Source organism: Candidatus Bathyarchaeota archaeon (genome assembly GCA_025059045.1).
Classification (GTDB): domain Archaea; phylum Thermoproteota; class Bathyarchaeia; order Bathyarchaeales; family DTEX01; genus JANXEA01.
The window spans coordinates 48,441-72,433 of sequence record JANXEA010000002.1 but is presented as its reverse complement, the minus strand read 5'-3'; the positions used below and the strand labels follow the sequence as shown (position 1 = coordinate 72,433).

Annotated in this window: 20 protein-coding genes, 4 tRNA genes and 2 pseudogenes; 17 read left to right on the top strand and 9 right to left on the bottom strand. The window is 45.0% G+C overall.

The features are described from left to right. The first annotated feature begins 5 nt into the window (after positions 1-5). A pseudogene (locus NZ952_00325) lies at positions 6-293 on the top strand (hemerythrin domain-containing protein). Between the two features lie 51 nt (positions 294-344). Continuing rightward, positions 345-857 carry a PAS domain-containing protein gene (locus tag NZ952_00320; GenBank protein ID MCS7119646.1) on the top strand — a complete coding sequence of 171 codons (513 nt, stop codon included), beginning with the start codon at positions 345-347 and terminating at the stop codon, positions 855-857. A gap of 201 nt (positions 858-1,058) precedes the next feature. Here NZ952_00320 and NZ952_00315 read toward each other — a convergent pair whose 3' ends face one another. Beyond that, entirely contained in the window at positions 1,059-2,033 is a 975-nt protein-coding gene (locus NZ952_00315) for a sodium:calcium antiporter (GenBank protein MCS7119645.1), read from the bottom strand. Between the two features lie 244 nt (positions 2,034-2,277). Here NZ952_00315 and NZ952_00310 point away from each other — a divergent pair, with 244 nt between their 5' ends. Then, on the top strand, positions 2,278-2,679 hold the full coding sequence (locus NZ952_00310) for an arsenate reductase ArsC (GenBank protein ID MCS7119644.1): 402 nt from the start codon (positions 2,278-2,280) through the stop codon (positions 2,677-2,679). A 17-nt stretch (positions 2,680-2,696) separates the two neighbouring features. After that, positions 2,697-3,644, top strand: a complete 948-nt coding sequence (locus tag NZ952_00305; GenBank protein MCS7119643.1) for an FAD-dependent oxidoreductase — start codon at positions 2,697-2,699, stop codon at positions 3,642-3,644. Here NZ952_00305 and NZ952_00300 read toward each other — a convergent pair. Continuing rightward, positions 3,637-4,011, bottom strand: a complete 375-nt coding sequence (locus NZ952_00300) for a thioredoxin family protein (GenBank protein MCS7119642.1) — start codon at positions 4,009-4,011, stop codon at positions 3,637-3,639. The two genes, NZ952_00305 and NZ952_00300, sit on opposite strands and share 8 nt — an antisense overlap. A gap of 151 nt (positions 4,012-4,162) precedes the next feature. On the opposite strand from NZ952_00300, the gene NZ952_00295 reads away from it, so the two are divergent. Further along, entirely contained in the window at positions 4,163-4,504 is a 342-nt protein-coding gene (locus NZ952_00295) for a Rieske (2Fe-2S) protein (protein MCS7119641.1), read from the top strand. A gap of 225 nt (positions 4,505-4,729) precedes the next feature. Further along, on the top strand, positions 4,730-6,829 hold the full coding sequence (locus NZ952_00290) for a copper-translocating P-type ATPase (protein ID MCS7119640.1): 2,100 nt from the start codon (positions 4,730-4,732) through the stop codon (positions 6,827-6,829). A gap of 25 nt (positions 6,830-6,854) precedes the next feature. On the opposite strand, the gene NZ952_00285 is transcribed toward NZ952_00290, so the two are convergent. Together NZ952_00285 and NZ952_00280 are read right to left on the bottom strand one after the other, a co-directional pair. Beyond that, complete coding sequence (locus NZ952_00285; GenBank protein MCS7119639.1) at positions 6,855-8,195, bottom strand: SLC13 family permease; 1,341 nt, start codon at positions 8,193-8,195, stop codon at positions 6,855-6,857. A gap of 148 nt (positions 8,196-8,343) precedes the next feature. Continuing rightward, positions 8,344-8,421: transfer RNA gene (locus NZ952_00280), tRNA-Arg, on the bottom strand. A 144-nt stretch (positions 8,422-8,565) separates the two neighbouring features. Between NZ952_00280 and NZ952_00275 the strand changes: the two genes are divergently transcribed. The 9 genes from NZ952_00275 to NZ952_00235 all read left to right on the top strand — a co-directional run bounded on the left by NZ952_00275 (position 8,566) and on the right by NZ952_00235 (position 18,584). Then, a tRNA-Val gene (locus NZ952_00275) sits at positions 8,566-8,639 on the top strand. A gap of 895 nt (positions 8,640-9,534) precedes the next feature. Then, positions 9,535-10,482: an ABC transporter ATP-binding protein gene (locus tag NZ952_00270; GenBank protein MCS7119638.1), complete on the top strand. Its 948-nt coding sequence runs from the start codon at positions 9,535-9,537 to the stop codon at positions 10,480-10,482. 2 nt (positions 10,483-10,484) lie between these two features. Continuing rightward, positions 10,485-11,426 carry an ABC transporter permease gene (locus tag NZ952_00265; protein MCS7119637.1) on the top strand — a complete coding sequence of 314 codons (942 nt, stop codon included), beginning with the start codon at positions 10,485-10,487 and terminating at the stop codon, positions 11,424-11,426. Between the two features lie 75 nt (positions 11,427-11,501). Further along, positions 11,502-12,317, top strand: a complete 816-nt coding sequence (locus NZ952_00260) for a sulfite exporter TauE/SafE family protein (GenBank protein MCS7119636.1) — start codon at positions 11,502-11,504, stop codon at positions 12,315-12,317. Between the two features lie 279 nt (positions 12,318-12,596). Beyond that, positions 12,597-13,394, top strand: coding sequence for a transketolase (locus NZ952_00255; GenBank protein ID MCS7119635.1), 798 nt, complete (start codon positions 12,597-12,599; stop codon positions 13,392-13,394). Next, positions 13,395-14,336: a transketolase family protein gene (locus tag NZ952_00250; GenBank protein MCS7119634.1), complete on the top strand. Its 942-nt coding sequence runs from the start codon at positions 13,395-13,397 to the stop codon at positions 14,334-14,336. 11 nt (positions 14,337-14,347) lie between these two features. Continuing rightward, positions 14,348-15,820, top strand: coding sequence for a glycerol kinase GlpK (gene glpK, locus NZ952_00245; GenBank protein MCS7119633.1), 1,473 nt, complete (start codon positions 14,348-14,350; stop codon positions 15,818-15,820). A 38-nt stretch (positions 15,821-15,858) separates the two neighbouring features. After that, positions 15,859-17,262 (top strand): L-fucose/L-arabinose isomerase family protein, encoded by a 1,404-nt coding sequence (locus tag NZ952_00240; protein MCS7119632.1) that lies wholly within the window; start codon positions 15,859-15,861, stop codon positions 17,260-17,262. 74 nt (positions 17,263-17,336) lie between these two features. Beyond that, positions 17,337-18,584, top strand: coding sequence for a zinc dependent phospholipase C family protein (locus NZ952_00235; GenBank protein ID MCS7119631.1), 1,248 nt, complete (start codon positions 17,337-17,339; stop codon positions 18,582-18,584). Between the two features lie 20 nt (positions 18,585-18,604). On the opposite strand, the gene NZ952_00230 is transcribed toward NZ952_00235, so the two are convergent. From NZ952_00230 to NZ952_00210, 5 genes and pseudogenes are all read right to left on the bottom strand, one after another. Next, positions 18,605-19,453 (bottom strand): hypothetical protein, encoded by an 849-nt coding sequence (locus tag NZ952_00230; protein ID MCS7119630.1) that lies wholly within the window; start codon positions 19,451-19,453, stop codon positions 18,605-18,607. A gap of 108 nt (positions 19,454-19,561) precedes the next feature. Then, positions 19,562-20,433, bottom strand: a pseudogene (locus tag NZ952_00225) (VIT1/CCC1 transporter family protein). Between the two features lie 239 nt (positions 20,434-20,672). Then, positions 20,673-21,488 carry a hypothetical protein gene (locus NZ952_00220; GenBank protein ID MCS7119629.1) on the bottom strand — a complete coding sequence of 272 codons (816 nt, stop codon included), beginning with the start codon at positions 21,486-21,488 and terminating at the stop codon, positions 20,673-20,675. Beyond that, positions 21,481-22,035 (bottom strand): ECF transporter S component, encoded by a 555-nt coding sequence (locus NZ952_00215; protein ID MCS7119628.1) that lies wholly within the window; start codon positions 22,033-22,035, stop codon positions 21,481-21,483. The genes NZ952_00220 and NZ952_00215 overlap by 8 nt, the downstream gene beginning before the upstream one ends. Before the next feature lie 458 nt (positions 22,036-22,493). Further along, a tRNA-Ala gene (locus tag NZ952_00210) sits at positions 22,494-22,568 on the bottom strand. Positions 22,569-22,814: 246 nt separating this feature from the next. On the opposite strand from NZ952_00210, the gene NZ952_00205 reads away from it, so the two are divergent. Together NZ952_00205 and NZ952_00200 are read left to right on the top strand one after the other, a co-directional pair. Next, positions 22,815-23,031 (top strand) — tRNA-Tyr (locus tag NZ952_00205). A 75-nt stretch (positions 23,032-23,106) separates the two neighbouring features. Beyond that, positions 23,107-23,988 (top strand): hypothetical protein, encoded by an 882-nt coding sequence (locus NZ952_00200; GenBank protein ID MCS7119627.1) that lies wholly within the window; start codon positions 23,107-23,109, stop codon positions 23,986-23,988. Positions 23,989-23,993 lie beyond the last annotated feature (5 nt).

The window sequence follows — 23,993 nt, the reverse complement described above, 5'->3', positions numbered from 1 at the left end:
AAGAGTTAACACAACTGGGACAAATTATAGAAGATCTTTTAGACGCTGAAAAACACTATTTAAGAGAGGAGAACTCCCTTTTCCCAGCTTTAGAGAGGCATGGAGTAAACGAACCGCCCGCGATAATGTGGATAGAGCACAATCAGCTTAGGGAGAAGAAGAGGCGGCTTAAGGAACTTGTTGAAAACTCTGAAAGCATTAGTTTTCCAGAATTTAAGAAGCGGCTCATGGAACTGGCTAGTACCATAAGCAATTTGCTCGAAAGCCACATATTCAAGGAGAATACTATTCTTTTTCCCACGGCCCTACGTGTCATTACAAATGAGCAGGAATGGTCTACTATGATGGCTGACTTCGATGAAATCGGTTACTGCTGCTTCACTCCAAAGCATTTAATATCTAAGACTGCGGCGCCCACCCCGAGAGTAGTTGTTGAGAGGCAGACTGGAAGGGAAGACCTGCTACAGTTTGAGACTGGATCGTTGACGGAAGAGGAGATTGATGCCATCCTGAACACTTTACCATTCGACATAACTTTTGTTGATAAGGATGATGCTGTACAATACTTTAACAAAGCTGACAAACGTATATTAGTGAGAACAAAATCAATCATCGGCAGAAGGGTGCAGCTTTGCCACCCACAAAAAAGCATCCACATAGTCAACAGGATATTGGAAGCCTTCAAAAAGGGCGAGAAGGATGTTGCGGAATTATGGATCCAATCTCACGGTCGCCTAATACATATAAGATATTTTGCAGTCAGGGATAAGGACGACGGATATCTGGGAACAATGGAAGTAACCAAGGATATAAAGAGGATAGAGGGCGAAAAGAGACTTTTAGACTGGGAAGGATGATCATTAGGCGCAAATAACACTATCATCAGCTCCGTGGAAGTGATGTTTAAGCATCTCAGGGGAAATTGAACAATCCTATCTCACATTTACGGAGAACAATTTAAGAAGCTTAGTCACTAATACTGGCTTCAACAAACATCTTGCCAAAAGGTTGGCAACCTTTAAGCGCATGATATACGATAGGTTCTATTGTCATCAATCTTATTCTCTGTATCCTCCAAGGATCTCGACCAAGAAGATCAGGTATAAGGAGAGGAGGATCGCCCCCTCCTTCCAGCTTATTCTTTTACTCGAGATGAAATACCATAGTAATAAGCAGGATATAAGCGCATAAACAGCTAAGCCAGTGAAGGCAGCCATATTTACCCTGAAATTCTGGCCTATCAAAGCCGTTCCCAAGATGAGGGTTACGTTCATGAAGCATGACCCGACAATATTTCCTAAAGCCAGCTCCGCATGCCCCTTAAGAGACGATTTTAAACTGTTTGCAAACTCTGGCAGGCTTGTTCCAAAGGCAACTATTGTGGCGCCAATAACCACTTTTGGGATCCCCATATACTCTGCAATGTATGAGGCTGAATTCACAAATATGGATGCGCTTACAATTAGAATAAACACACCAATTATGGTTAAGAGGACGTGGCGAGCAAGTTTATCATCCCTTCCATCCTGAGCATCCGCGTTCTCGATTCTCCTCTTCCTTGAGACCCTGTATAGGTTATATATGAAGAGCGCTATGAGAGAACAGCCTACTATCCTGCTCACATACCCCACGTAGATCAGGATTAGAGGAACCATTGAGGCCATGAAAAGCCCGAAGTAAAGGGTTTCCACCTCCTCTTTAACCTCTAAATGTGCCCCTCTTTTCCTTATCAGGGAGACTATTAGAAAAGTCAAGCCTAAAATAAGGCATATGTTAACTATATTCGAGCCTAGAGCATTCCCAACAGCTACACCAACATCCTCCAACCCAACCGCAACAAGAACTGACACGCTTAGTTCAGGCAGCGTCGTAGTCATAGCAACCAAGATAAAACCTACAACAGTTTTTCCCAGACCAGTAATATCTGCAACCCTGACGGCGTTTTCAACGGCTAAGTCGCTTGAACGATCAAGAATAAAGAGCGTTACTAATAGGATCAGCGCATTTCCAAATGGCCCCAACCACTCGAACATCTTAGATCAGCATTCTCAATAAACCTTTTTTAATAAGCATTTCCCTCGCGTTACCAGTTTTCAAGAAAACGCGGTCAGCAGCCTCATCCTCTACATCTTAAGGAAAAATACGCGACCATCTCAAATCTCAGTGCGGCGGCTTAGCCACACCTACCAAATAAACCTATAAAAACTATATAATCAATCCTTATTTTATTCAGAGTTCAAAATAATTAAAGGACCTTATCTTATGAGGTTGAGTTGGTTGAAAACCGTCTTATTTGTCTGCGTAGAGAACAGTTTCAGGAGCCAGATCGCTGAAGCCTACTTCAATAAGTATGCGCCTGAAGGCTGGAGAGCTGTAAGCGCAGGTATTCAACCAGCGGATAAAGTTCATCCCAATGCGGTTAAGCTTATGCTTGAGGATGGGATAAATATAAGCCGCAAGAAGCCGAAGCTCATTACAAGAAAACTCCAAGAAAATGCTGATGTTGCTGTCATAGTTTGTAGTGGCGCTCTATGCCCGATAGTCTATGCTAAGCACATCGAGGAGTGGAATATCCCTGACCCTGCGAGGATGACGCTTGGAGAGGCTAGGAAGATAAGGGACGAAATAAAACAGAGGGTCATAGATCTTATAAAAAGGCTTAAGCAAAATATGCTATAAGATGTGGGTGAAGCAGTATGAGCGGTTCTAACGGAGTCTATGATCTCGTGATTGTTGGCGCAGGCCCAGCAGGGATAACCGCAGCCATATACGCAGCCAGGAAGAGGATGAACTTCGTTGTGCTAACCCTGAATGTTGGCGGTCAGGTCACCTATTCATCCGGGGTTGAGAACTACACTGGCTTCCAATACATAACCGGGGAGGAACTTGCGGCAAAGTTCTACGAGCATCTGAACCGTTACAGCTTCGAACTGAAGATGGAGGAAGTTAAATCGGTCAAGCCTCTGAACGGCATGTTCCTTGTCAAGACGGACCGTTCCGAGTATAGGAGCAGAACAGTTATCGTTGCAACTGGTAGGAGACCAAGGGAGCTCAATGTCCCGGGGGAGAGGGAGCTTAGAAATAGGGGGGTAACATACTGTGCAACGTGTGACGCGCCGCTCTTCGAGAATATGGACGTAGCCGTAGTCGGCGGAGGAAACTCTGGCCTAGAAGCAACCCTACAACTGACAAGGATCGCAAGTAAGATATACCTAATCGAGGTTATGCCTCAACTCAAAGCCGATCCCATACTAGTTGAAAGGGCCCTAGCAACGGGGAAGGTTGAGGTTTGGCTTGGTACGAGAGTTCTTGAGATCACAGGCGATAGAACGGTAAATGGGATTAAAGTTGAAAGAGGAGGAGTAACATCCATTTTACCAGTTCAAGGAGTCTTCATCGAGATCGGATCCGCGCCCAACTCTGGAATGATTGATTTCGTCGAGAAGAACAAGTGGGGAGAAATAATCGTAAACTGTGCATGTGAAACAAGCTACCCTGGACTCTTCGCAGCAGGAGACGTGACAAGCGTTCCAGAAAAGCAGATAATTATAGCGGCTGGCGAGGGCTGCAAAGCAGCGCTCTCAGCATACCGGTACCTCATCTCTTCTAAGATGAAAGATTCGTCGAGGCCTCTTATCACTTAAGCCCTGTACTCTGCTTGACACATTCTCTGTAACGTCTCATAAAATCCTCGACAGCATGTTCAAGATCGGTCTTTGATAAAAAGCCGACCACCGAACCCAGATATTTCCCATCGCAGTAAAAAGCGATCGTAGGCGTACCTAAGACGCCGTTTCTTATCGCAACCTCTCTATTATTAGGATTCTTAAGAACATTGAACCTCACAAACTTTACCCTGTCCCCGTACTTTTCTGCAACCTCCTCAAAGATTGGATTCAACCTAATACACCACGGGCACCTCTCATGCCAGAAGTCAACGACCGTCAGGATGCTAGATGCTAGAACCTCCATCTCCCAGTCTTCAGCATTAACATCCAATACATTAGACATGAACGCACCCATTTCTTAGTATCTGAGAATGGAGATTTAAGTTTTCATTGCCTCCTCACATATGCCGCATTCTGGCATAGAATACCTTTAATCGCAGGCAACCACGTCAAGGTTAATATACTTCAAGCCCCAAAGAATTGTGGGGATATGAATGGCCGAGAAAATCGTTAGAATGGTATATATTGGTAACTCTAAAAGGATACCTGTTGGCGAGGCAAAAAAGTTCTCATACCCCGTTGGTGATGAAAAGGGAACCGAGAGGCCTGGCATACTAATCCATCTAGAGGAAGGATTTGTGGCTTATGATGCCTTATGCACACATCTTCAAGCCGAGGTTGAGTGGAACCGCTACACGGGAAAAATCTGGTGCACACTACATGACGGCATCTATGACCCTAAAACAGGCAAACCTCAGCTTGGAATGCCCAAACATCCCTTAAGAAAGATAGAGCTGAAGATTGAGGAGAATGGAGATATCTACGCTCTGATTTAGTTTGCACATCAAGAAAAACTATGGTTCTCAATTTTCTCAAGGTTCGCCCTGCCCTTACAGCATCATCCGTAATTTCCTATCCCATAGAGACCGACCATCTACTTCATTAAATACTAGGTGTGTAAAGGCAAGGAAAACCGCGCTATAATCTAAGAATCATTTAAACAGGAAAATAATTTCTAGGAGTTAGCAGGTGAGAGATTGCACAATCACAGCCATCATGATGTGCGTCACTTGGCAGAGTTTAAGAGGAGATTCCGGGTTTCGCTCTTTCTGACCGTCCCAATACTGCTCCTATCAAGAATGGTTCAGATGTGGTTTGGGCTTGAGTGGATCCAAGTTCCCTTCCAAAAAATGATTTTATCCATCTTCTCGATTATCATTTACGTTTACGGCGGATGGCCCTTCCTTAATGGGCTACTTCAGGAGGTTAGGAATAAACAGCCGGGTATGATGACTCTTGTAGGCACAGCGATCTCAGCGGCCATGTTCTACTCTCTAACAGCTTCCGCGGCGGATGGGAAAGATTTTTTCTGGGAGATTGCAACCCTCATCGACGTGATGCTTCTGGGACACTGGATCGAAGCTAAAAGCGTTCTAGGCGCCTCCATGGCTCTGGAGGAGCTGGTTCACATAATGCCGAGTATAGCCCACGTTGTTAGGAACGGTGAAATTGCGGATATCCCTGCCTCGCAGCTGAGCAGATATGATATCGTTCTTGTTCGCCCCGGAGAGAAGATTCCGGCTGATGGGGTCATTATAGAGGGTGAATCGTCTGTCAGCGAGGCCCTATTGACAGGTGAATCAAAACCAGTATACAAGAAAGTTGGGGACAAGGTTGTGGGCGGCGCCATAAACGGTGAAGGAATTTTGAAGGTTAGAGTGGAGAAGACGGGTGATGAGACCTACCTATCCCAAGTGATTAAGATTGTCAGGCAGGCTCAGGAAAGCAGGTCGCGTACTCAAGACTTGGCGAACAGGGCAGCTGCCTTTCTATTCTATGTCGCGGTTGCTGTTGGAGCCATATCGTTCACAGCCTGGTCGCTTATCGGATCCGTTGACACCGCTCTTGAAAGAGCGGTTACAGTCCTTGTAATCGCCTGCCCGCATGCCCTCGGCTTGGCAATACCATTAGTCATAGCCATCTCAACATCCATCGCTGCGAGAAGCGGGGTTCTCATACGTGATAGACGCGCCTTTGAAATGATTAAGGATGTTGATGCAGTTGTCTTCGATAAAACAGGCACATTAACAACTGGCAGATTCAGTGTGAGTGAAGTAATCTCCCTAATCCCTGAAGATGAACTCTTAAAGTTGACGGCAAGCGTCGAGCTGAACTCTGAGCATGTAATCGCAAGGGCTATCATCGAGTATGCGAGAAGCAGGGGCTTAAGCATCCCTCAAGCCACAGGCTTTAAGGCCTTTCCAGGACGAGGCGCATATGGAATCGTCGGGCAAAGAGAGGTTTACGTTGGAAGTATGAACCTGCTTAAGGAACTAGGTATAAGTCTTGAGGATAACGAGTTGACGAGAATGAGCGGCCACGGCGAAACCGTTGTCTTCACAGTCGTGGACGGAAGAATCGCCGGAGCCTTCGCGTTAACCGACACCATTCGATCCGAATCATATGAGGCGATCAAAGATCTTAAGGGGATGGGTTTGAAGGTCTACATGATTACAGGGGATTCTGAGGAGGTTGCAGGATGGGTTGCAAAGGAACTGGGTGTAGACGCATACTTTGCAAGGGTTCTTCCACATGAGAAGGCGGAGAGGATAAAGCTCCTTAAAGAGAAGGGCCTAATGGTTGCTATGGTTGGGGACGGCGTAAATGATGCACCATCCCTCCTCACAGCAGATGTAGGTATAGCCATAGGTGCTGGAACAGACGTTACGATAGAATGCGCAGATATAATCTTAGTAAAGAATGACCCTAGAGACGTGGCAAGGCTGATTGAGATTTCCCGTAAAACTTATTCGAAAATGGCCCAGAATCTATGGTGGGCAGCCGGCTACAATATTGTTACGATACCAGTAGCTGCTGGCGTTCTTTCATGGTTAGGTGTAAATCTCCCAGCCTCATTAGGCGCATTAATAATGTCGCTGAGCACAGTTCTAGTAGCAATCAACAGCCAAACCCTCAGAAGATATGAGCCTGAGGGGGCGGGAAAGAGACTCTTGGTTACGGATCCAGTCTGCGGGATGAGGATAGATCCACAAACAGCATACAGCAGAATTGAGTATGAAGGCGTTACAGTCTACTTCTGCTCAGAATTCTGCGAAGAAACATTCCTAAAGAATCCGAAAAGATTCAAGTTAGAAACCTAATTTGGCGGACTGTTCAGCGGCCAGGTTAAAGCGTTGACATCGCAACAAACGATAGACTTGTCGCCAGAGTCAATAATGGCATCACCAAGAAACCATACTTAGAGAATTGTGAAAACGATATTTTTACTCCCTTTTCCGATAATATTTTGTTCCACATGAGCCCAGCAAGCGCCCCTGTCAGCATATAGTTTGCGCCCAGATTGCTTCCAATGACCAATGCCGACATGACGCCGATCTCGGTCATACCGGACAGATGAGATGAAAGATTCTCCTTAATCATCTTAACAAAGAAAACGGTCATGGGATGGTTATTCATTAGGCCTGCGGCAAGTGCTGAGAGGAAGCTCAAGCTGGGCACGGTTATGAGCGCATCTTCTGAAATTATCTTCAAAATTGCTGGGGCGAATAAGCCTGTCCACCCAGAAACCGCTAGCGCCTCGACAATTATGAATAAGCCTACCAAGAACGGCGCTATCTTCCAAGGCATCCTAAAAATAACAGTCTTCGCCCTAGACCTATTGAATGCAAGGTTGTACAGTGCCATAATCGTTGCGAAGGATAGTGCAATAGTCCATGGTTGGGCATCTATATAGTCTCCGGGCAGACTTATCACAAATAACATTGCTCCCAGCACAAGCAGGCCGAATATTGCGCCCCTCCTATCCTTAAGTGCGGCTGAACCATTAACCGCCAATTCCAACCTTCCAGGAATCCTCCTCCTAAAGATTAGCATCAGCAAAAATAGGCATGTGAAGGTGGCCGCGATTGAGGGAATAAGCATCCACCTTGCAAATTCGATGAATTCTATGCCGAAGGCATCCGCAATCACAATGTTTGTCGGATTCCCAACATAGAGCCCCATGCTAAGCACATTTGCGGCGAAGAATTGCGCCACCAAGAAGGGAACAGGATCGATCTTCGCATGTACAGCCATATAAAGAATGACGTATGTAACCGTCAATATCACAACGTCGTTGCTCGTGAACATTGTCAGAAACGACGTCATCAAGAAGAGATATGCGAATAGCTTAATGCCAGAAGCCCTACCAACCTCCACAACTCTTAGAGAGACATGCTCAAAGAAGCCTGTACAATCCAATGAAATACAGATATAAGAAAGGGACAGGATGAAAATTATCACAGAGTACGGCTTAATATATGAGCAGCCAAAAAGCCCGCTTGCCAACAAGGTTGAGGCAGGCATCCCGGGAATTGCAAGCAGAACTAAAGCGCATAGAAGAGGCGCCGATCCATAATCGATCCGCACCCTCCTCGAAAAGAAGGGAAAATTCACACTCGGCTGCCTAAGAGTCAAGATGATTGAAACAATAAAAGCAAGCATTGCAACGATCCCATGAATAGACAATGATTACGCACCCGCCACCTAGTAGGAAATCAACGCCAAAGACTACTATGAAATCAATGGGATCCAGCATACATCTAAATAAACATTACTCACCAAACAGGCCAATCCATCAATTTGCGAAAAAGCCAAATCTGAGGAAAATATAATCTGGCGGGCCCGCTGGGATTTGAACCCAGGACCATCGGCTTAGGAGGCCGACGCCCTATCCTTACTAGGCCACGGGCCCACCAAATGTAAGAAAACCTTCACGGATTAAAAACCTTTTATCCGCATCAACTTAGATCAATTAAGCCATAGCCGCAATCCACATCCTCAACGAACTGCGAAAAACATAAAGGCATACCAAACCTAAATCAAGGTAGACACAACTGGGCCGGTAGTCTAGTCGGCTAGGACGTCGCCCTCACGCGGCGAAGGTCGCCGGTTCAAATCCGGCCCGGCCCACTTAAAATTTTAAGTGAACCAAAGGACCTCGCCAACTTCAAAGTTGATTGCGCTAGCCGCTGGTTTTTGCTCCCAAGGGTGTTAAAAAAGAACAAGTTCCTGAGCTCATGTCTAATTTAACCGCTGGAAAATTCTCCAGTTGTTTCAGCTTGTCGACTATGCGCTGCCTGTCTTCAAGACTGATTTTCTTTAAAAATTCATATGCCTTTTTATGGAGAAGAACCCTAAACTTCATCGAGGGATTTCAACTCGTTAAAGCGCTTTTCTTGATTATCTTATCAACCTGTTTTAGCAACAAATACTCTTTTCAACGGTTAGGAAAAAATCTTCAAGAAAGGCCTTTAACTCGTCAAGATTCCTGCCTATTTCCTCAACCTTCTCTAAAACCGTTTCACTCAAAAACACCCAAAATAAACGAGTACAAACTCACCCTAATAACATTTTGCTTCTCTCCAATCTGAATAGTTCAATTAACAGCGATTAATAGAATTCTTCTAAGTATTTCTGAGCGTAAAGCGAGTTTTTAGCATTTAAGGTTGTTTGCTGAACCGGGCTCGATGCATGTTTCCTACATAAGAATATATTTTCAGTGAGGATTTTTATCGTATGGATGTGGAAAATGCTTAATGATCTTTTGTCGACGGCCTAGGTGTTATCCTTGTTGCTTCTTCGTTTTTGCTTGCTGATGCAGCAGTATGTGGCGTCTTTCTCAGCGAAATTCGTCAGGGAAGTTAAGCTAAGAAGCAGGCTCTCATAATGCTTCGTAAATGCATATTTAGCCATCTTTAACCTACCGGATGGGAAGTTATTATGCCGTGTACCGGGCCTATAAAATATGCTTAAATAGCCCTGAATGATTATTACGAGAAGCAAGTGATAATTTGATGGGAAGTTCTTGGGTTTGGAGCTGGCGATAGAGACCGTGGGCTTAACGAAGAGGTATGGCCCCATCATCGCTGTTAACAATCTTAATCTAGAAGTTGAGAGGAACGCTATACACGGGTTTTTAGGGCCTAATGGAGCTGGGAAGACTACTACGATAAAGATCCTGGTGGGATTGTTGAGAGCTGATGAGGGGTTGGTCAGAGTTCTCGGTCAGGAGGTACACGGCGATATGCCTGAGACCCGGATGAGGATGGGCTATATGCCTGAGCTCCCGAAATTCCCGAAGCATCTGAAGGGCTGGGAGCTCCTAGATCTTTATGCGAGAATGTACGGCATGACTGAACAGCAGCGTAAGGAGCAGATTTCGAGACTTTTGGAGATGGTTGGTCTTAAGGGAAGAGAAAGGGACCTCATCGGCAAATATAGTAAGGGTATGCAGCAGCGGCTGGGCATTGCACAAGCAATGATAGGCGACCCAGAACTTGTGATCTTAGATGAGCCGAGCCTAGGCCTAGACCCCGTTGGCATGGTTGAAGTCAGAGAGCTCGTTAAGAATATGGCGAAAGAGGGAAGAACGATATTCCTGTCATCGCATTTACTATTCGAAGTTGAACAGGTCTGCACACATGTAACAATAATCCATAAGGGTGTAGCCTTAGCCTCAAGCACTCTCCAAAACATCGTAGGCAATCTTTCAGGCCACCCGATCCTAGAGGTTGAGCTTGCAAAGCCTTCAGAAGAGGTTGTAGAATCCCTAAAAAATCTACCATTCATCTCAAGCGTGGAAAAGGATGGAAACATGCTGACGATCAAGCTGAAGACTAGAGACGATGTTAGATCGGAGGTCTCGCAGCAGATCACAAAGGCCGGAGGCGTCATCGTTTCAATGAGTTTGAAGGGCCAGACCCTAGAAGAGTATTTCATGCAACTTATAGCAGAGCGGGGGCAGAGAGGCTGAAGATGGAAAACGGATTTAGAAGAAACTGGATGACCCGCTTCTGGGCAATAGTCGAATACGAGCTACTTTGGAACATTAGGAAGAAGAAGTTTATAGGCGTCGTCGCCATCGCCTTCGCTCTCACCACCCTCTCCCTAATCCTACCCGTCATCCTCTACAACATTATCGGGCAGCAGCTCCAACAGAACCCCGACCACGTAATAAACACAGGAGCGGGCATAGGAGGTTTAGGCATGTTCCTCTTCGCCGTCGCCATCGCCATGAACAGTATATCAGGAGAATTCGAAAGCGGATCAATAGTCCCACTGTTGACAAAGCCAGTGTCAAGAACAATGATATTTCTAGCTAAGCTCTTCGCAGCGTTCATAACACTACTATCAGCATACACTGTCCTCTTCGCTTACCAGACTATAGGCGGCATAATCATATATGGTCCGCAGAACAATCTCCATCTCCTACCATTATCCCTGCTTGGAACAACCCTAAGCACATTCGTCTGGATCGCTATCGTGCTCGCAATAGGCTCCATCTCTAAAAGCTCACTAATTTCCGCCCTAGGAACCTTCGGCATCTTCATGGCACTATCCATAAGCCACCCAATAATCCTACTATTCTCAGACCAAGCATGGATCCTTAACTATATTCCAGGAAACGGGGTCACCGGATACATACTAGGCGCAGCCGGCCAGACAACCTTCACGCCTGGATTGGCTATATCCACAGGAACAGACAACATCGCTGCAAATCTGGTTAACTATGCCCTTTACCCATCGGCAGAAGTAAAGTTCTATAAGATGTCGTTGAGGGGACAGTATCCGCAGCTTCTTTATTCTGAGCCCATCTCCATAGTCTTAGCAAGATCGATCCTAGTTGCCTCAGCATACATCATAGCACTACTAGCAGCATCATGGTACGCCTTCAAGAATGCAGAAGTTATGGAATAGTTAAGAAATTGAGGAGCCCACCAGATCCCGCGCATATAATGTTTAATAGAGAGGGGTCATCTACTCTTCAAACATATGAGTATAACTGAAATCTTGACGCTCTTCTCATTAGGCTTCTTTGCAGCCGTACCCTCATCAATGGCTGGACTTGGAGGGGGATTCCTAATAGTTCCAATCCTCATTCTCGTCCACCAGCTGTCATCCCAAAAAGCCGTCGCAATCAGCGTCGCGGCAATGTTAGGCACAACACTCTCAGCCACAATTGCCTATGCTAAACAGAGAAGAATTGACTATAAGCTTGGCCTACTCTACGATGTACTCGACCTGCCAGGAGTTACCATCGGCGCCTACCTAACCACGCTTCTGCCCTCCAATCTGCTGAGGACAATCGTAGGCTTATTCATCATGTCAATATCCATCCTACTCATAGTCCGCAAAGAATCCAATTCGACCCCAAGAGTTTGTGGCACGCAAAATGGTAGAGGATGGAAAAGGAGTAAGATTGACTTCTCAGGAAAGACCTTCGAATATGTCATTAGAAGACCCGAGCTGGCGCTATTAAGTAGCCTCGCAAGCGGATTAGTGACTGGACTGGCTGGTCTAGGAGGCGGAATAACCGACACGACGACAATGATCCTGCTAGGGGTACCACCACACATCGCGGTTGCATCTTCAGCATTTGCGATGGCTCTTACCAACGGTGTTGGGGTACTCATGCATGTCATGTTAAGCAACATTATGGTTGAGTACGCCCTCCCCATAACCATCGGGACCATCCTAGGCGCCCAGGTAGGTTCAAGCCTCGCCAGACGCCTAAAAGGAAAAACTCTTAAAATGATAATTTGCTCAGCCGCTTTCCTCATGGGGATAAGATTGATCCTACCCTTCTAATCTAACCAAAAATTTTACTAAACCATCCCTCGGCCTAAATTCTCGGTTAACACTATCATTTTCAGCCTTCTATTCTCCTACGTCATGGTGCATGATATTCTTGTTATAGTGTGCCATCAGGAGAGATAAACTTATTATGCATCCACAACATTATCCATCAACGCTTCTCTTTACACTTTGAAAATTCCCTGTTAAGAGGTGAAAATTATTATCTATATCCATGGAAATCCAGATCTGATTATTGCATCGATTCACTCTCGAGGCGTGGTATGGCAAGTGTTGGACATACGATATTTAACAAGAAAAAGTAGGGAGATAAGAAGACAAGTAATCGAGATGATCTACCGGGCTAAGACTGGGCATATAGGAGGCTCTCTGTCAGAAACGGATATCCTCGTGGCAATATTCTACGCTATTATGAAAAAGGGGGACAAATTCATCCTTAGCAAGGGGCATAGCACTGAGACTTATTACTCTATATTAGCGGATCTCGGATTTTTCCCAAAAGAGAGATTGAGAGATTACTGTCAATTCGGATCGGAACTAATCGGGCATCCTTCCATCGACGTGCCAGGCATTGAGGTTGCCACAGGCTCCCTTGGACATGGCTTATCCATCGCCTGCGGGTTGGCGTGGGCTTTCAAAGCAGATGGGAAGACTAATAGGGTTTATGTTCTAATGGGCGATGGAGAGTTGCAGGAAGGATCAGTCTGGGAAGCCGCGATGTTCGCCGCTACCCATAGCCTTGACAATTTAGTCGCGATTGTAGATCGAAATATGCTTCAAATCGGAGGATGCACAGAAGCAATTGTGAAACTTGAGCCTCTGGATGAGAGGTGGAGATCTTTCGGATGGGAGGTGAAGGAAACAGACGGTCATAACATCGAGCAGCTAATAGAGACCATCGGCTCGCTTTCATTCAATATGAAGCCTCATCTTGTCATAGCGAAGACCGTCAAAGGGAAGGGGGTCAGCTTCATCGAGAACAACTTTAGGTGGCATCATGGCAGATTAAGCGACGAAGAATACCAAAAGGCAGTTGAAGAACTTAGCCGTGAACCAGTGGAGGAGGAATAGATGAACGATTTGCCATGCAGAAAAACTTTTTCCGATACTTTATTCGTAAAGGCGAAAACGGATCCATCAATAATAGTTCTGACGACTGATGCCAGGTTCTCAGCTGCCGTGGATAATTTTGCGGAAAAATTACCACAACAGTTTATTGATGTGGGTATAGCTGAACAGAACGCTATTGGAATAGCTGCTGGACTATCTAAGGCTGGAAAAAAGCCCTTCGTCTTTATGCCAGCCTGCTTTCTAACCGCTAGATGCGTCGACCAGATAAAGGTTGACGTAGTCTACTCGAAGGCCAACGTTAAGTTGATAGGTGTAAGCGGAGGCGTTAGCTACGGCCCATTAGGCTATACACACCATGCAGTAAACGATATTGCGATAATGAGAACATTTCCAGGTATGACAGTAATTCTGCCAGCGGATCCAAGCCAGACAAAAGCGATAGCGGAAAAGATGGTTGAATATGAGGGACCCGCATACATTAGGATGGGAAGAAACCCGGTGCCAATAGTATATGAGGGTGAAGCCAATTTTGAAGTTGGAAAAGCGAACATACTGATGGATGGCAGCGACGTCACTATTATAGGCACGGGTGAAACAACATACCATTGTCTTGAAGCAGGAAAAAAATTGAAAAAGCACGGTATAAGCGCAGAGGTTATCGATATGTCAACCATTAAACCACTGGATGAGAAGACTCTTCTGAAAACATCGAAGAAGAATGGCAGAGTAATCGTTGTAGAGGAACATACGATTCACGGTGGACTAGGAAGCGCAATAGCCGAGTTTCTAATACAGAATAATCCGGTTCCAGTGAAATTCATCTCGCTTCCAGACGAGTTCCCAATCTCTGGGAGCCAGCCCCAAATATTCGAATATTATGGCCTCACATGTGAAAAGATAGTTCAAAAAACCCTTGACTTTTTAGAAAGATTCAGAAATTAGGTGATTCAGAAATGGGGTACGTCGTATCAATTGATCAGAGCACATCTGCAACCAAAGGTATATTATTCAACTTGAAAGGCGAGAAGATTTCTGAAGTCTCATACCCTCATGCACAGTATTACCCTAAACCTGGATGGGTGGAGCATGATCCTGAGGAAATCTACATGAATGTCTTAAGGGTCATATCTTCCCTCCTTAAGACCTGCCATCTAGAAGAACAGGACGTCCTTGGAATCTGCATAACAAACCAGAGAGAGACGATAGTTGTCTGGGATAAGAGGTCTGGTAAGCCCGTGTATAACGCTATTGTGTGGCAGTGCCTTAGAGGGGCTGAACTCTGCGAAGAGTATAGGAAATTAGGATATGAGGGCATAGTGCGTGAGAGAACGGGACTATTACTGGATCCCTACTTCTCAGCAAGCAAATTGAAATGGATTATGGAAAACGTGAAGCCGCCTGAAGGAAAAACTTTAGCCGGTACGATGGACAGCTGGCTCATTTGGAAACTCACTCGAGGAGCGGCCCACGCAACAGATCCTTCTAATGCTTCGAGGACAATGCTTCTTAACATAAAAACCCTATCATGGGATGATGAATTGCTCAGAGTCTTCGGCATCCCTGCTTCAATGATGCCCAACGTTATGCCATGCAACGGCATATTTGGATATACAGATTGCGACGGACTATTAAAGAGGGAAGTACCGATAAGCGGGGTTATGGGAGACTCCCAAGCCGCGCTCTTCGGCGAAGGATGCTTTGAGAAGGGAATGACGAAGGTAACATATGGAACCGGATCATCCATCGCCATGAATATAGGCGGGGAATATCTCCCGCCTCCAAACGGCATTGTTACATCGGTAGGATGGGCAGTAAATAATGAAGTCTCATATATTTATGAGGGAAATGTACACGCGACCGGTGCGACGTTAAAGTGGCTTCTTGAGAATTTAGAGATCTTGGAAACGACCGACGAAATTGAGAAGATGTGCCTTGCATTAAACAACAATGAGGGCGTATACTTTGTTCCTGCGCTTAGCGGGCTAGGTGCACCATACTGGAAGGCCGACGCCAGAGGCATGATATATGGTCTAACATTTAAGACCCGAAAAGAGCATATTGTCAGAGCTGCGGTGGAGGCGATAGCCTACCAGATTAGAGACGTCTTAGAAGTGCTTATGAAGCATGCAGGGGTAAAGATTGGAGAGATGAGAGCTGACGGTGGAGCTACCAGAAACAGTTTCCTCATGCAGTTCCAGGCCGACATACTAGGCATACCAGTTCTACGTGCCCGTATAGAAGAGATCTCTGCTTTAGGATCATTCTTAATGGGTGGACTTGGATTTGGAATCTGGAAAAATCTTGAAGAAGTGAGATCCATAATCAAGGAGAAAGAACCGGATGTATTCATGCCCAAAATGCGCTTAGAGGAGAGGGAGAAACTCTATAAAGAATGGAAGGAAATAGTCCAAAGGATACTAATATAAGCGCATTAAGGAATTTTTGAAGAAGTGGAGGGAGCGGGATGAGTACAACTTTCGGTTTGATAGTAGGTCATAGAGAATTCTTCTCAGAGGAGTTAGCAGCTCAGGGAAGGGAAAGGATGATAAAGGTTTTAGCAGAGGAGGGTTTTGATGTTGTCTGCCCATCCCCAGATGAGACCAGGCTTGGAGTAGTAGGTTCATGGGAAGATGCAAAGAGATGTGCCGAGATATTTAAGAAGAATGAGGAAAGGATTGATGGCATAATAGTTTCGTTACCAAATTTCGGAGATGAAAAGGCAATAGTTAATACGATAAGGCTTAGTGGGCTAAGAGTCCCGATACTGGTTCAGGCTTTCAGAGACAGATTAACATCGCTTGACCCTTCTTCAAGGGGGGACAGCTTCTGCGGCAAGATCTCAGTTTGCAATAACCTAGTCCAGTACAAGATTCCGTTCTCTCTGACATCTCTGCATACAGTAGATCCCGAGGAAAAGACTTTCAGAGAGGATCTAAAATGGTTCGCCATGGTATGTAAGGTAGTTAAGGGATTGCGAAATATTAGATTAGGAGCGATAGGGGCGAGGCCCTCTGCCTTCAACACTATGAGATTCTCAGAAAAAATTCTTGAGTCCTTAGGAATTTCTGTAGAAACATTGGATTTATCAGAGATTATAGAAGGAGTAGGCAAATTGCCCTCATCCGACACTAAAGTCAAGGCAAAAGCTGAGGAGATTAAGTCTTATGCAAAGTTAAGTCATTGCTCTGAATCTAAGCTGAATACACTTGCAAAGATCTACTTGATCATCGAGGAATGGATAAGAAAGAACGATATTAGAGCAGTAGCCATTCAATGCTGGACATCTCTGGAGCGTAACCTAGGGGTTATGCCATGTGTAGTGATGAGCATGCTGAGTGAAAAGATGATCCCAGCAGCATGTGAAGTTGATATCACGGGGACATTATCAATGCTTATTCTACAGCTGGCATCGGGTACACCCTCCGCAATCGTAGACTGGAATAACAATTATGAGCAAGAAGAAGACAGATGCATTATTTTCCACTGCGGCAACATGCCGAAATCCGTGCTACAAATAGAAAGTATAGGCTTTGGAGAAATAATTGGAAAAGTTGTAGGCATAGAAAACGCTTTTGGGGTGTGTATAGGAAGGGTTCGGGAAGGCCCGATGACATTTGCGAGACTAACAACCGATGATGTAAACGGGAAGTTAAAGGCCTACATCGGCGAGGGCGAGATAACCTCGGATCCAGCAGAAACATTCGGCGCATTCGGGGTGGTTAAGGTTAAAAATTTACAAGCCCTATTAAGTTATGTCTGCAGAAATGGCTTTGAACATCATGTCGCCATAAACAGGTCACACACGGCAAGAGCTATTTATGAAGCCCTTTCTAATTATTTGGGCATAGAGGTCTACTGGCACCAATAAAAACTTGTTAAGCAACAGTCAGCGTGAAAAGCCAATATGGATTTTAAGCGGATTAACAATTATTTTTGAATGGATTGGAAAGATGGGAATCAAATAAAGCTGGAATAAATTCAGGCGGATTCAACGTCTTAAGGTACAGAAAAACCATCCTTGTCGAGGCGGTCTTCTGCCTCTTAGCACTCTCCTACGTTGCCGCACCATCTTACGCTTGGAGCAACGGAGGCTACAGCTCAAATCCGCACAGCCCAAAGTATGGGACGCATGATTGGATCGCCGAGCATGCTTTAGATTGGCTTCCAGACTACGCTAAATGGTGGATAACTGAAAACAGGAACCTATATCTCTATGGCACTGAACTCCCGGATAACGGTCAGGCCCCAGATGGGATAGGAGACACCTTAAAACATCACATATACTATAGTCTAAACGGCACCTTAATTGATGATTCTGCAGCCAGAAGGGCGAATGAAACATACCAACAGGCATTAAACCATCTACTCTTAGGAAACTTTTCTGCTGCGGCGAAATACGCAGGTGCCATGACACATTATATTGCCGACATGGCTGTCTTCGGCCATATTATGGGGAAGAATACAGTTTGGGGTGAAGAGACTCATCACAGCGACTTCGAGGATTACGTGAATGCAAGAACAGGAAGCTACGATTCCGAGTTTAGCGCAGCCCTATACTTTGATGGAGAGTTAAAAATTATATCGGCTTATGAGGCGGCCGTTAAACTTGCCTATGACACCACATTTGACCGTCTCGGTAGAGGATTAACATGCCTTTGGATGGACAGGAACTATAACTGGAGCAACCCCACGTTTGTGGGTCGTGTAGGAGAATTGTTGAATCAGGCCGTAAACTATGTAGCGGATGTTTTATACACCCTCTACATCGAAGTTGAGCAGAGGCAGGTTTTCGACTTCACTTTATCCGTTAATCCAAGTAACATAAGCGTCAATAAAGGCGGGAATGGAACAGCCCTTATCAGTGTCGGCAAGATTGTTGACTGGCCTAGAGCGGTCACGCTCTCAGTTACAGACCTTCCTCCAGGGGTTTCCATATCTTTAAGCGTTCAGTCAAATACTCCCCCCTACACATCAACATTACTTATACTGATAAGTCGCACGGCGCCGTTTGGATTATACAATTTGACTATTACGGGCAAATGCGGAGATACAATTAGAACAGTGTTCCTCAGCCTAATAATAATGGAGCAGAGCCGTGAATGGTATGAGGAACCAATAGGCGTCGCAGCATTACTTGCAGCCGCAGCATTGTCCGCCGCGTCCATGATCCTACGTCGCAGGCGTAGATGACCCATAAAACATTGAGAATCTTAAACTTTCGCCTCGAAATATTGTAGAGCAGCCATAATATTCGAGACTTCGACTACCTTTATATTGTATCCTTTCTCTCTAAGATATTCTTGGACATTTACAGTCTGAGGAATGTAGCGTATAATTCTGATTGGCCCCCTCTGGATAACCTCTTGTATGTAGATTGTCGCAACTGATTGACCTTCTGGAACGAGGAATAATGTTGCACCGTTCATCGCGGCCGCCATGGCCTTCTCGATTATCCCTCCAACCCTTCCTATTGTCCCATCGCTGTATATCTCGCCAGTTATAACCACATCCCTTCTAGGCTCTTTACCCTTTAGCATCAGGGATAGGAGTACGGTTATTGCTGCGCCTGCTGAGGGGCCATCCACAACATCTATCGATTTGTTCGCGGTAACTATGAGCATACAATCTATGCTAGCTACGCTGGCGTTCGTGATCTGGCAAGCTACTGTGAACGCTGTCTCAGCTGACCTTTGGAGCTCGATCCCAATTTTCGGATTTGTAGCAATAAAGACGTTTCCCGACCCATCTATGAGCTTAGCGTATATCCTTAGAATCTCTCCCTCATAGGCTCCCGTGCTGGTTGTAGTTACACCCACCATGTATATCCAATTGTTTCCCGTAACAGAGGCGTTGGTCGGATGGTATTCGAGGGTGCGATTGAGAATCTCCAAACTTTCCCTAAGTGAAAGATTTTCAATGCTCAGTTCGTTGATCCTATCTTGAAGGCTCTGTAACCATTCAGCATACTCAACTACCCGCCAATAAAGGAAAATGTTTACTGAGAAGCTAAGGCAAAGCGCGATAAGCATCACGAGAAATACCTTACCAGCGGTTTGCATCGACCTTCCTCCAAAAGTCGTAAATGATTATCAAGGGATTAAATATTATGCTCCATAAATCCACCATTCAAGTTCCGGCTATAACGATCATAAAAGATAAAAACTCTATTAGTCTATCTCGACTCCCATGAACGCTCTTATCAAGAAGCTTAAAGCAAATGTTAGTGATGCTATTCCGAGACTTATAAAAACCATCTCGAGAAACCTCTTTTTGAATGGAAGACTCTTCGCAACAGAGACATAGAAGGTGAAGACGAAGATGATGATTATCGCATCAATCATCGTGAGCACCAGACACATGTACAAGTCTGGAAGGATTAGATATGGAAATATAAGGACCAGAACCGTCAGAATATAAGCCACGCCTGTATACCCTGCTGCTTTAATTGGGACCTTTCCACTCCCCTCAGACTTTGTTGAAAGGTACTCTGAAGTGGCCATAGATAGGGACGCGGCAACCCCAGTAATCAAACCAGCCATCGCAACTAGAAGTGTGTCTTGAAGAGCGAATGTAAACCCTACAAGAGCCCCGGTCAATTCTACAAGCGCATCATTCAGGCCAAGAACCATTGAGCCCACATATTTCAACCTCTCTTCGTCGATCAGCTCTAGCAGCTATTTCTCACGCTTATCTTCATCTTCTATAATGCTTCTGGCGAGAGGGATACACGCCGATATTTTTTCGTAGGTGACTTGTGCAGCCTCCTCACCGCTCTCCATCAGCTTTATGCCAAATGTTACTCCAAAAATTCTTGAAATCATGAGAAAAATCCATACCTTAAGCCTGTCTGGCTGCACATCTTTGCCAGCATATTCCCTCCAAAACCCGTAATGTTTCCATTCATCATATGAAATGCGTTTCAAAGTCTCTTTATTATAGGATCCTTTATAAGTTGGGAAAGCCTATCGTAAACGAGATGCTCTGTGATCTCATTTCTTTGGGCGGCTATCAGCATTCTCTTAACATCATCACTCAACATTTCTGGTCAACACAGCCATAATATGCAAAATCTAATATTAAAATAAAATCCAGTCAACCTCATTTTTTAGTCCCTCAAAAAATTCTATGAAGATTCGACTAAGCATATATTGATTGTCGAATAAACATATGCTAGTATTACTGGGACAGCCGATAAGCTTAGGGAGTTTGAAGACACCGCAGATTGTCTTAATCTCTCAAGAGAGTTTCTGTTTTTCCAAAATATTGGCATTTGACACTTTAGAGATCCCCCCACGTCTTGTATATCCATCTATAGGTTCCGTTGTCATATAGCGTCCATGAATCGCATCCCACTTGACCCGATATCCACTTATTTGTGGTGTCGTCCCAGTAATACCAGAACCAGTACTTCCATTCGGAGGGAGAAGGGGCAACGCCGTTAATAGTTTTCATGAAGATGTGGCCGGGTTCCATAGATGGGTAGTACTCGTATTCTATTCGGGCCACCTGCCGGGTTAAGTCAAAAAGTGACCAGCCTAGTCTTGCAGTCACATTATGCCATGTCTTTGTGCCGTTTCCATAGTCGATGCAGAGGTTCACCCTTATCGTAGTCACTTCGCCCAGCAGGCTTTCAAGACTCTTTGTCATAATATTTGCCAATAATTCGTCGAACTCCCTGAGTACTGATTCGAATTCTTCCCGTGTGACATTTTTCCGCCCTGCAAGTTTTAGAGTTGCATCTAACAGGCTTCTGTATGTCTCCTGTAATCCTAGAAGGTCGTTAATCGTTCCAGTATAGTTGCCGCCAAGATTATAGAGCAATTGGGCATATTTTCTGGCAAGCATTGAATAATCATCTTCCATGAACATGTAGTATTCTCCGAGTAATACATTGTAGTCTCTCATGAGGAGGTCCTGCTGCTCTAATGCCCTCTTGTATCCTCTAGAAATCCCTGAAATCGTTAGCAGTCTCTCATCTGACAACCTCTGAAATCTGCTCATCTCCACATGATAGTATGCTGCAAGGCCTGAAGTGCTCAGCGCCCAAACAAGCGCCGCTAAAGCCAATACGGTTATAGTTCTCTTCTCAACCACTCCTATTCACCTCCAATATCGTGTTGGTAACTTTAATTAAAGGATAAAGTGCAACTCCGAACAGAGCCGCGTTTGAAGCGACATGAATTATGGAAAATGGTGTACCATAAGCCAGAGCAATCATTAAGGCTAAATTGAAGGGTATATCACTTAAAGTTTGGTAGACCGCATACCCTAAATTAGTTATCAAATCGTAAATCAAGGTCAGAAGGGCCCCCAGTACGGCAACTTCAACACAAAAACCAGCAGAAAAATGGTTAGACACAAACCTCCTATAAAGTCCGCCGACTAAACCTACAAGACCCATGCCCACCATTTGAAAGGGCATATTCAAACCAGCGAAACCCCATGGCGAAAGAAAACCATTAATAAACATCACGAAACCACCAAACAAGCCACCAACAAGAGAGCCGAAAATGAAACCACTGAAAAATGTCAGAAGCGAGGTGAACTCCACATTTGGAGGCCTAGGTGACAATTGAAGAGACAGACATAAGACCGAAAGAACACTGATGAACGCAATTTTTGTTGTCTTGTTAGACACCATTCGCATACTTGGATGGATAATCCATCCAAGTATATATAGTTTTACCCAAATACAACAATTAGAACCGACTATTAAGTGAGCCCAAAATGCCGTAAATTACAATGTGTTTAGGAATTGGCCCATATTATAAAGTTAGCCTTTCACTAATCCTTTCATATTGGCCGCTTAAAGATCGCTCAGATCCGAAATAACCTCTTTGTTAACTTGAGGGTTCGCAAGCAACTGTTGGAGATTCTCGCCTCAAATAGAGGATGCCGAATTATTTCTAGCGGTGTGCCTAAATTAACTAGCATGCTGATCATCACCTTCAACCATTAATGGGTCAATAAGAAAAAAACGTGAGTGGATAGAACAGCTGATCGAAAGCGGCTTCGAATATATCTATGAGCAAGATGGGCTTAAGTTCTTTAGGAAGAGAAAATTATGTGTTCCTGGTTCATCCAAGAGTATATAAAGAGTGGACCGGGCGGGATTCGAACCCGCGGCCTCCGCCGTGCGAGGGCGGCATTCATACCAGACTGAACTACCGGCCCATTCACTATTTTTAGCTTGTCTTCATTTAGATCTTAAATTAATGTTTTCCGCGTTATTGAAATTTTGCTTATAGCGTTTCGCGTTTTACGTATAGTACTCTTCACATATGGTTCCTTACCTCTTGTGGAATGTAGCAGCTTACGAATTTTTAACAAGAATATAATTAAGGTTTCCCGACAAGATCTTATGAGCGGGATTGATAGACGAAAAGGATATATGTCCTATTTTCTTTTGTGAATGATTGTCGGGCGGTAGCTCAGCTTGGCAGAGCTTCCGAGCTAGCCCTTTTATGCGGGCTGGCGGAGATGCTGTAGTCGTCTACCAGCGTGGTAGGCGATCTCAGCCTGCCAAGCGTACAGAAACCGGATTGTCGCAGGAGAGCCGCAGATGATCTGCGGTTCGGCGAATTCAAAGTAGGATGGCTGTCAACGGCCTCCTATGAGAATCCTGCCCGCCCGACCAATCTTCTTCAAGCACATTGAGGAGGAAAAATTAAAAATCCCCTCTACCAATCTATCTGTCCGCCTGAGAGAGTTGATGGAAGAAGCTGGAATGCCTCAAGAAGATCTCCTCTCCCTCGAAAATAATCTTGCTCGGGAACTTAACACCATTAGGGCAGACAGGGATATGCGTAGAGAAGAGCTGAAGAGGATAGCCAAAATCCGCGATGAACTCAACGCAGAAACGCGGAGACTTCGGGATGAGGTCAGAGCCTTGAGGGTCAGAATAGGCGAGGCGAGGGGGGAGATCCAAAAGCTGAGGTCACTCAGAGATGAGGCGAAAAATAGACGTGCGAAGATCATAGACGATCTTAAAACATTGAGACAAAAACTGAGAATGGAGCTTGCTGCCAGACCTACCCGAAGCAGAGATTCTTTGCGGAAAGAGATAGAAGAGATAGAATGGAGGATCCAAACAGTTCCGCACGCAATTGATGAGGAAAGGAAGCTGATTGAGAAGGTTAAAGATCTGGAGAAGCAGATAGAATCTTATAGGAGGATAGATGGCATAAAGGAAAAGATTGCCTCCCTCCAAAAAGAGGCTGACATGCTCAAGGATGAGATAGCCACTTATAATGACAGTATTTCCCGGATTCTTGAGAGTAGCAAAAAAATTTTGAGGGAACTGGCGGAGAAAACCTCACTGCTCAACGAGAACCGAAGTAAGGCTGATGAGATGCATAGAAGGTACCTAGAGGTGAAGAAAGAAGCCCAGCTCATTGAAGAGAGATTCAGGGAGATTCAGGGAAAGATCAAAGCCCTCAAAATGAGGATCCATGAGAGTGAGGAGGCAGAGAGGGCTAGAAAGGAGATGGAGATGCGGAGTAAAGTTGAGCAGGAGGCATTGGAGAAGCTGAAGCGGGGGGAAAAGATATCCTTCGAAGAGTTCAAACTCCTCGCAGAGAGAGGTTTGATCTAAAAGAT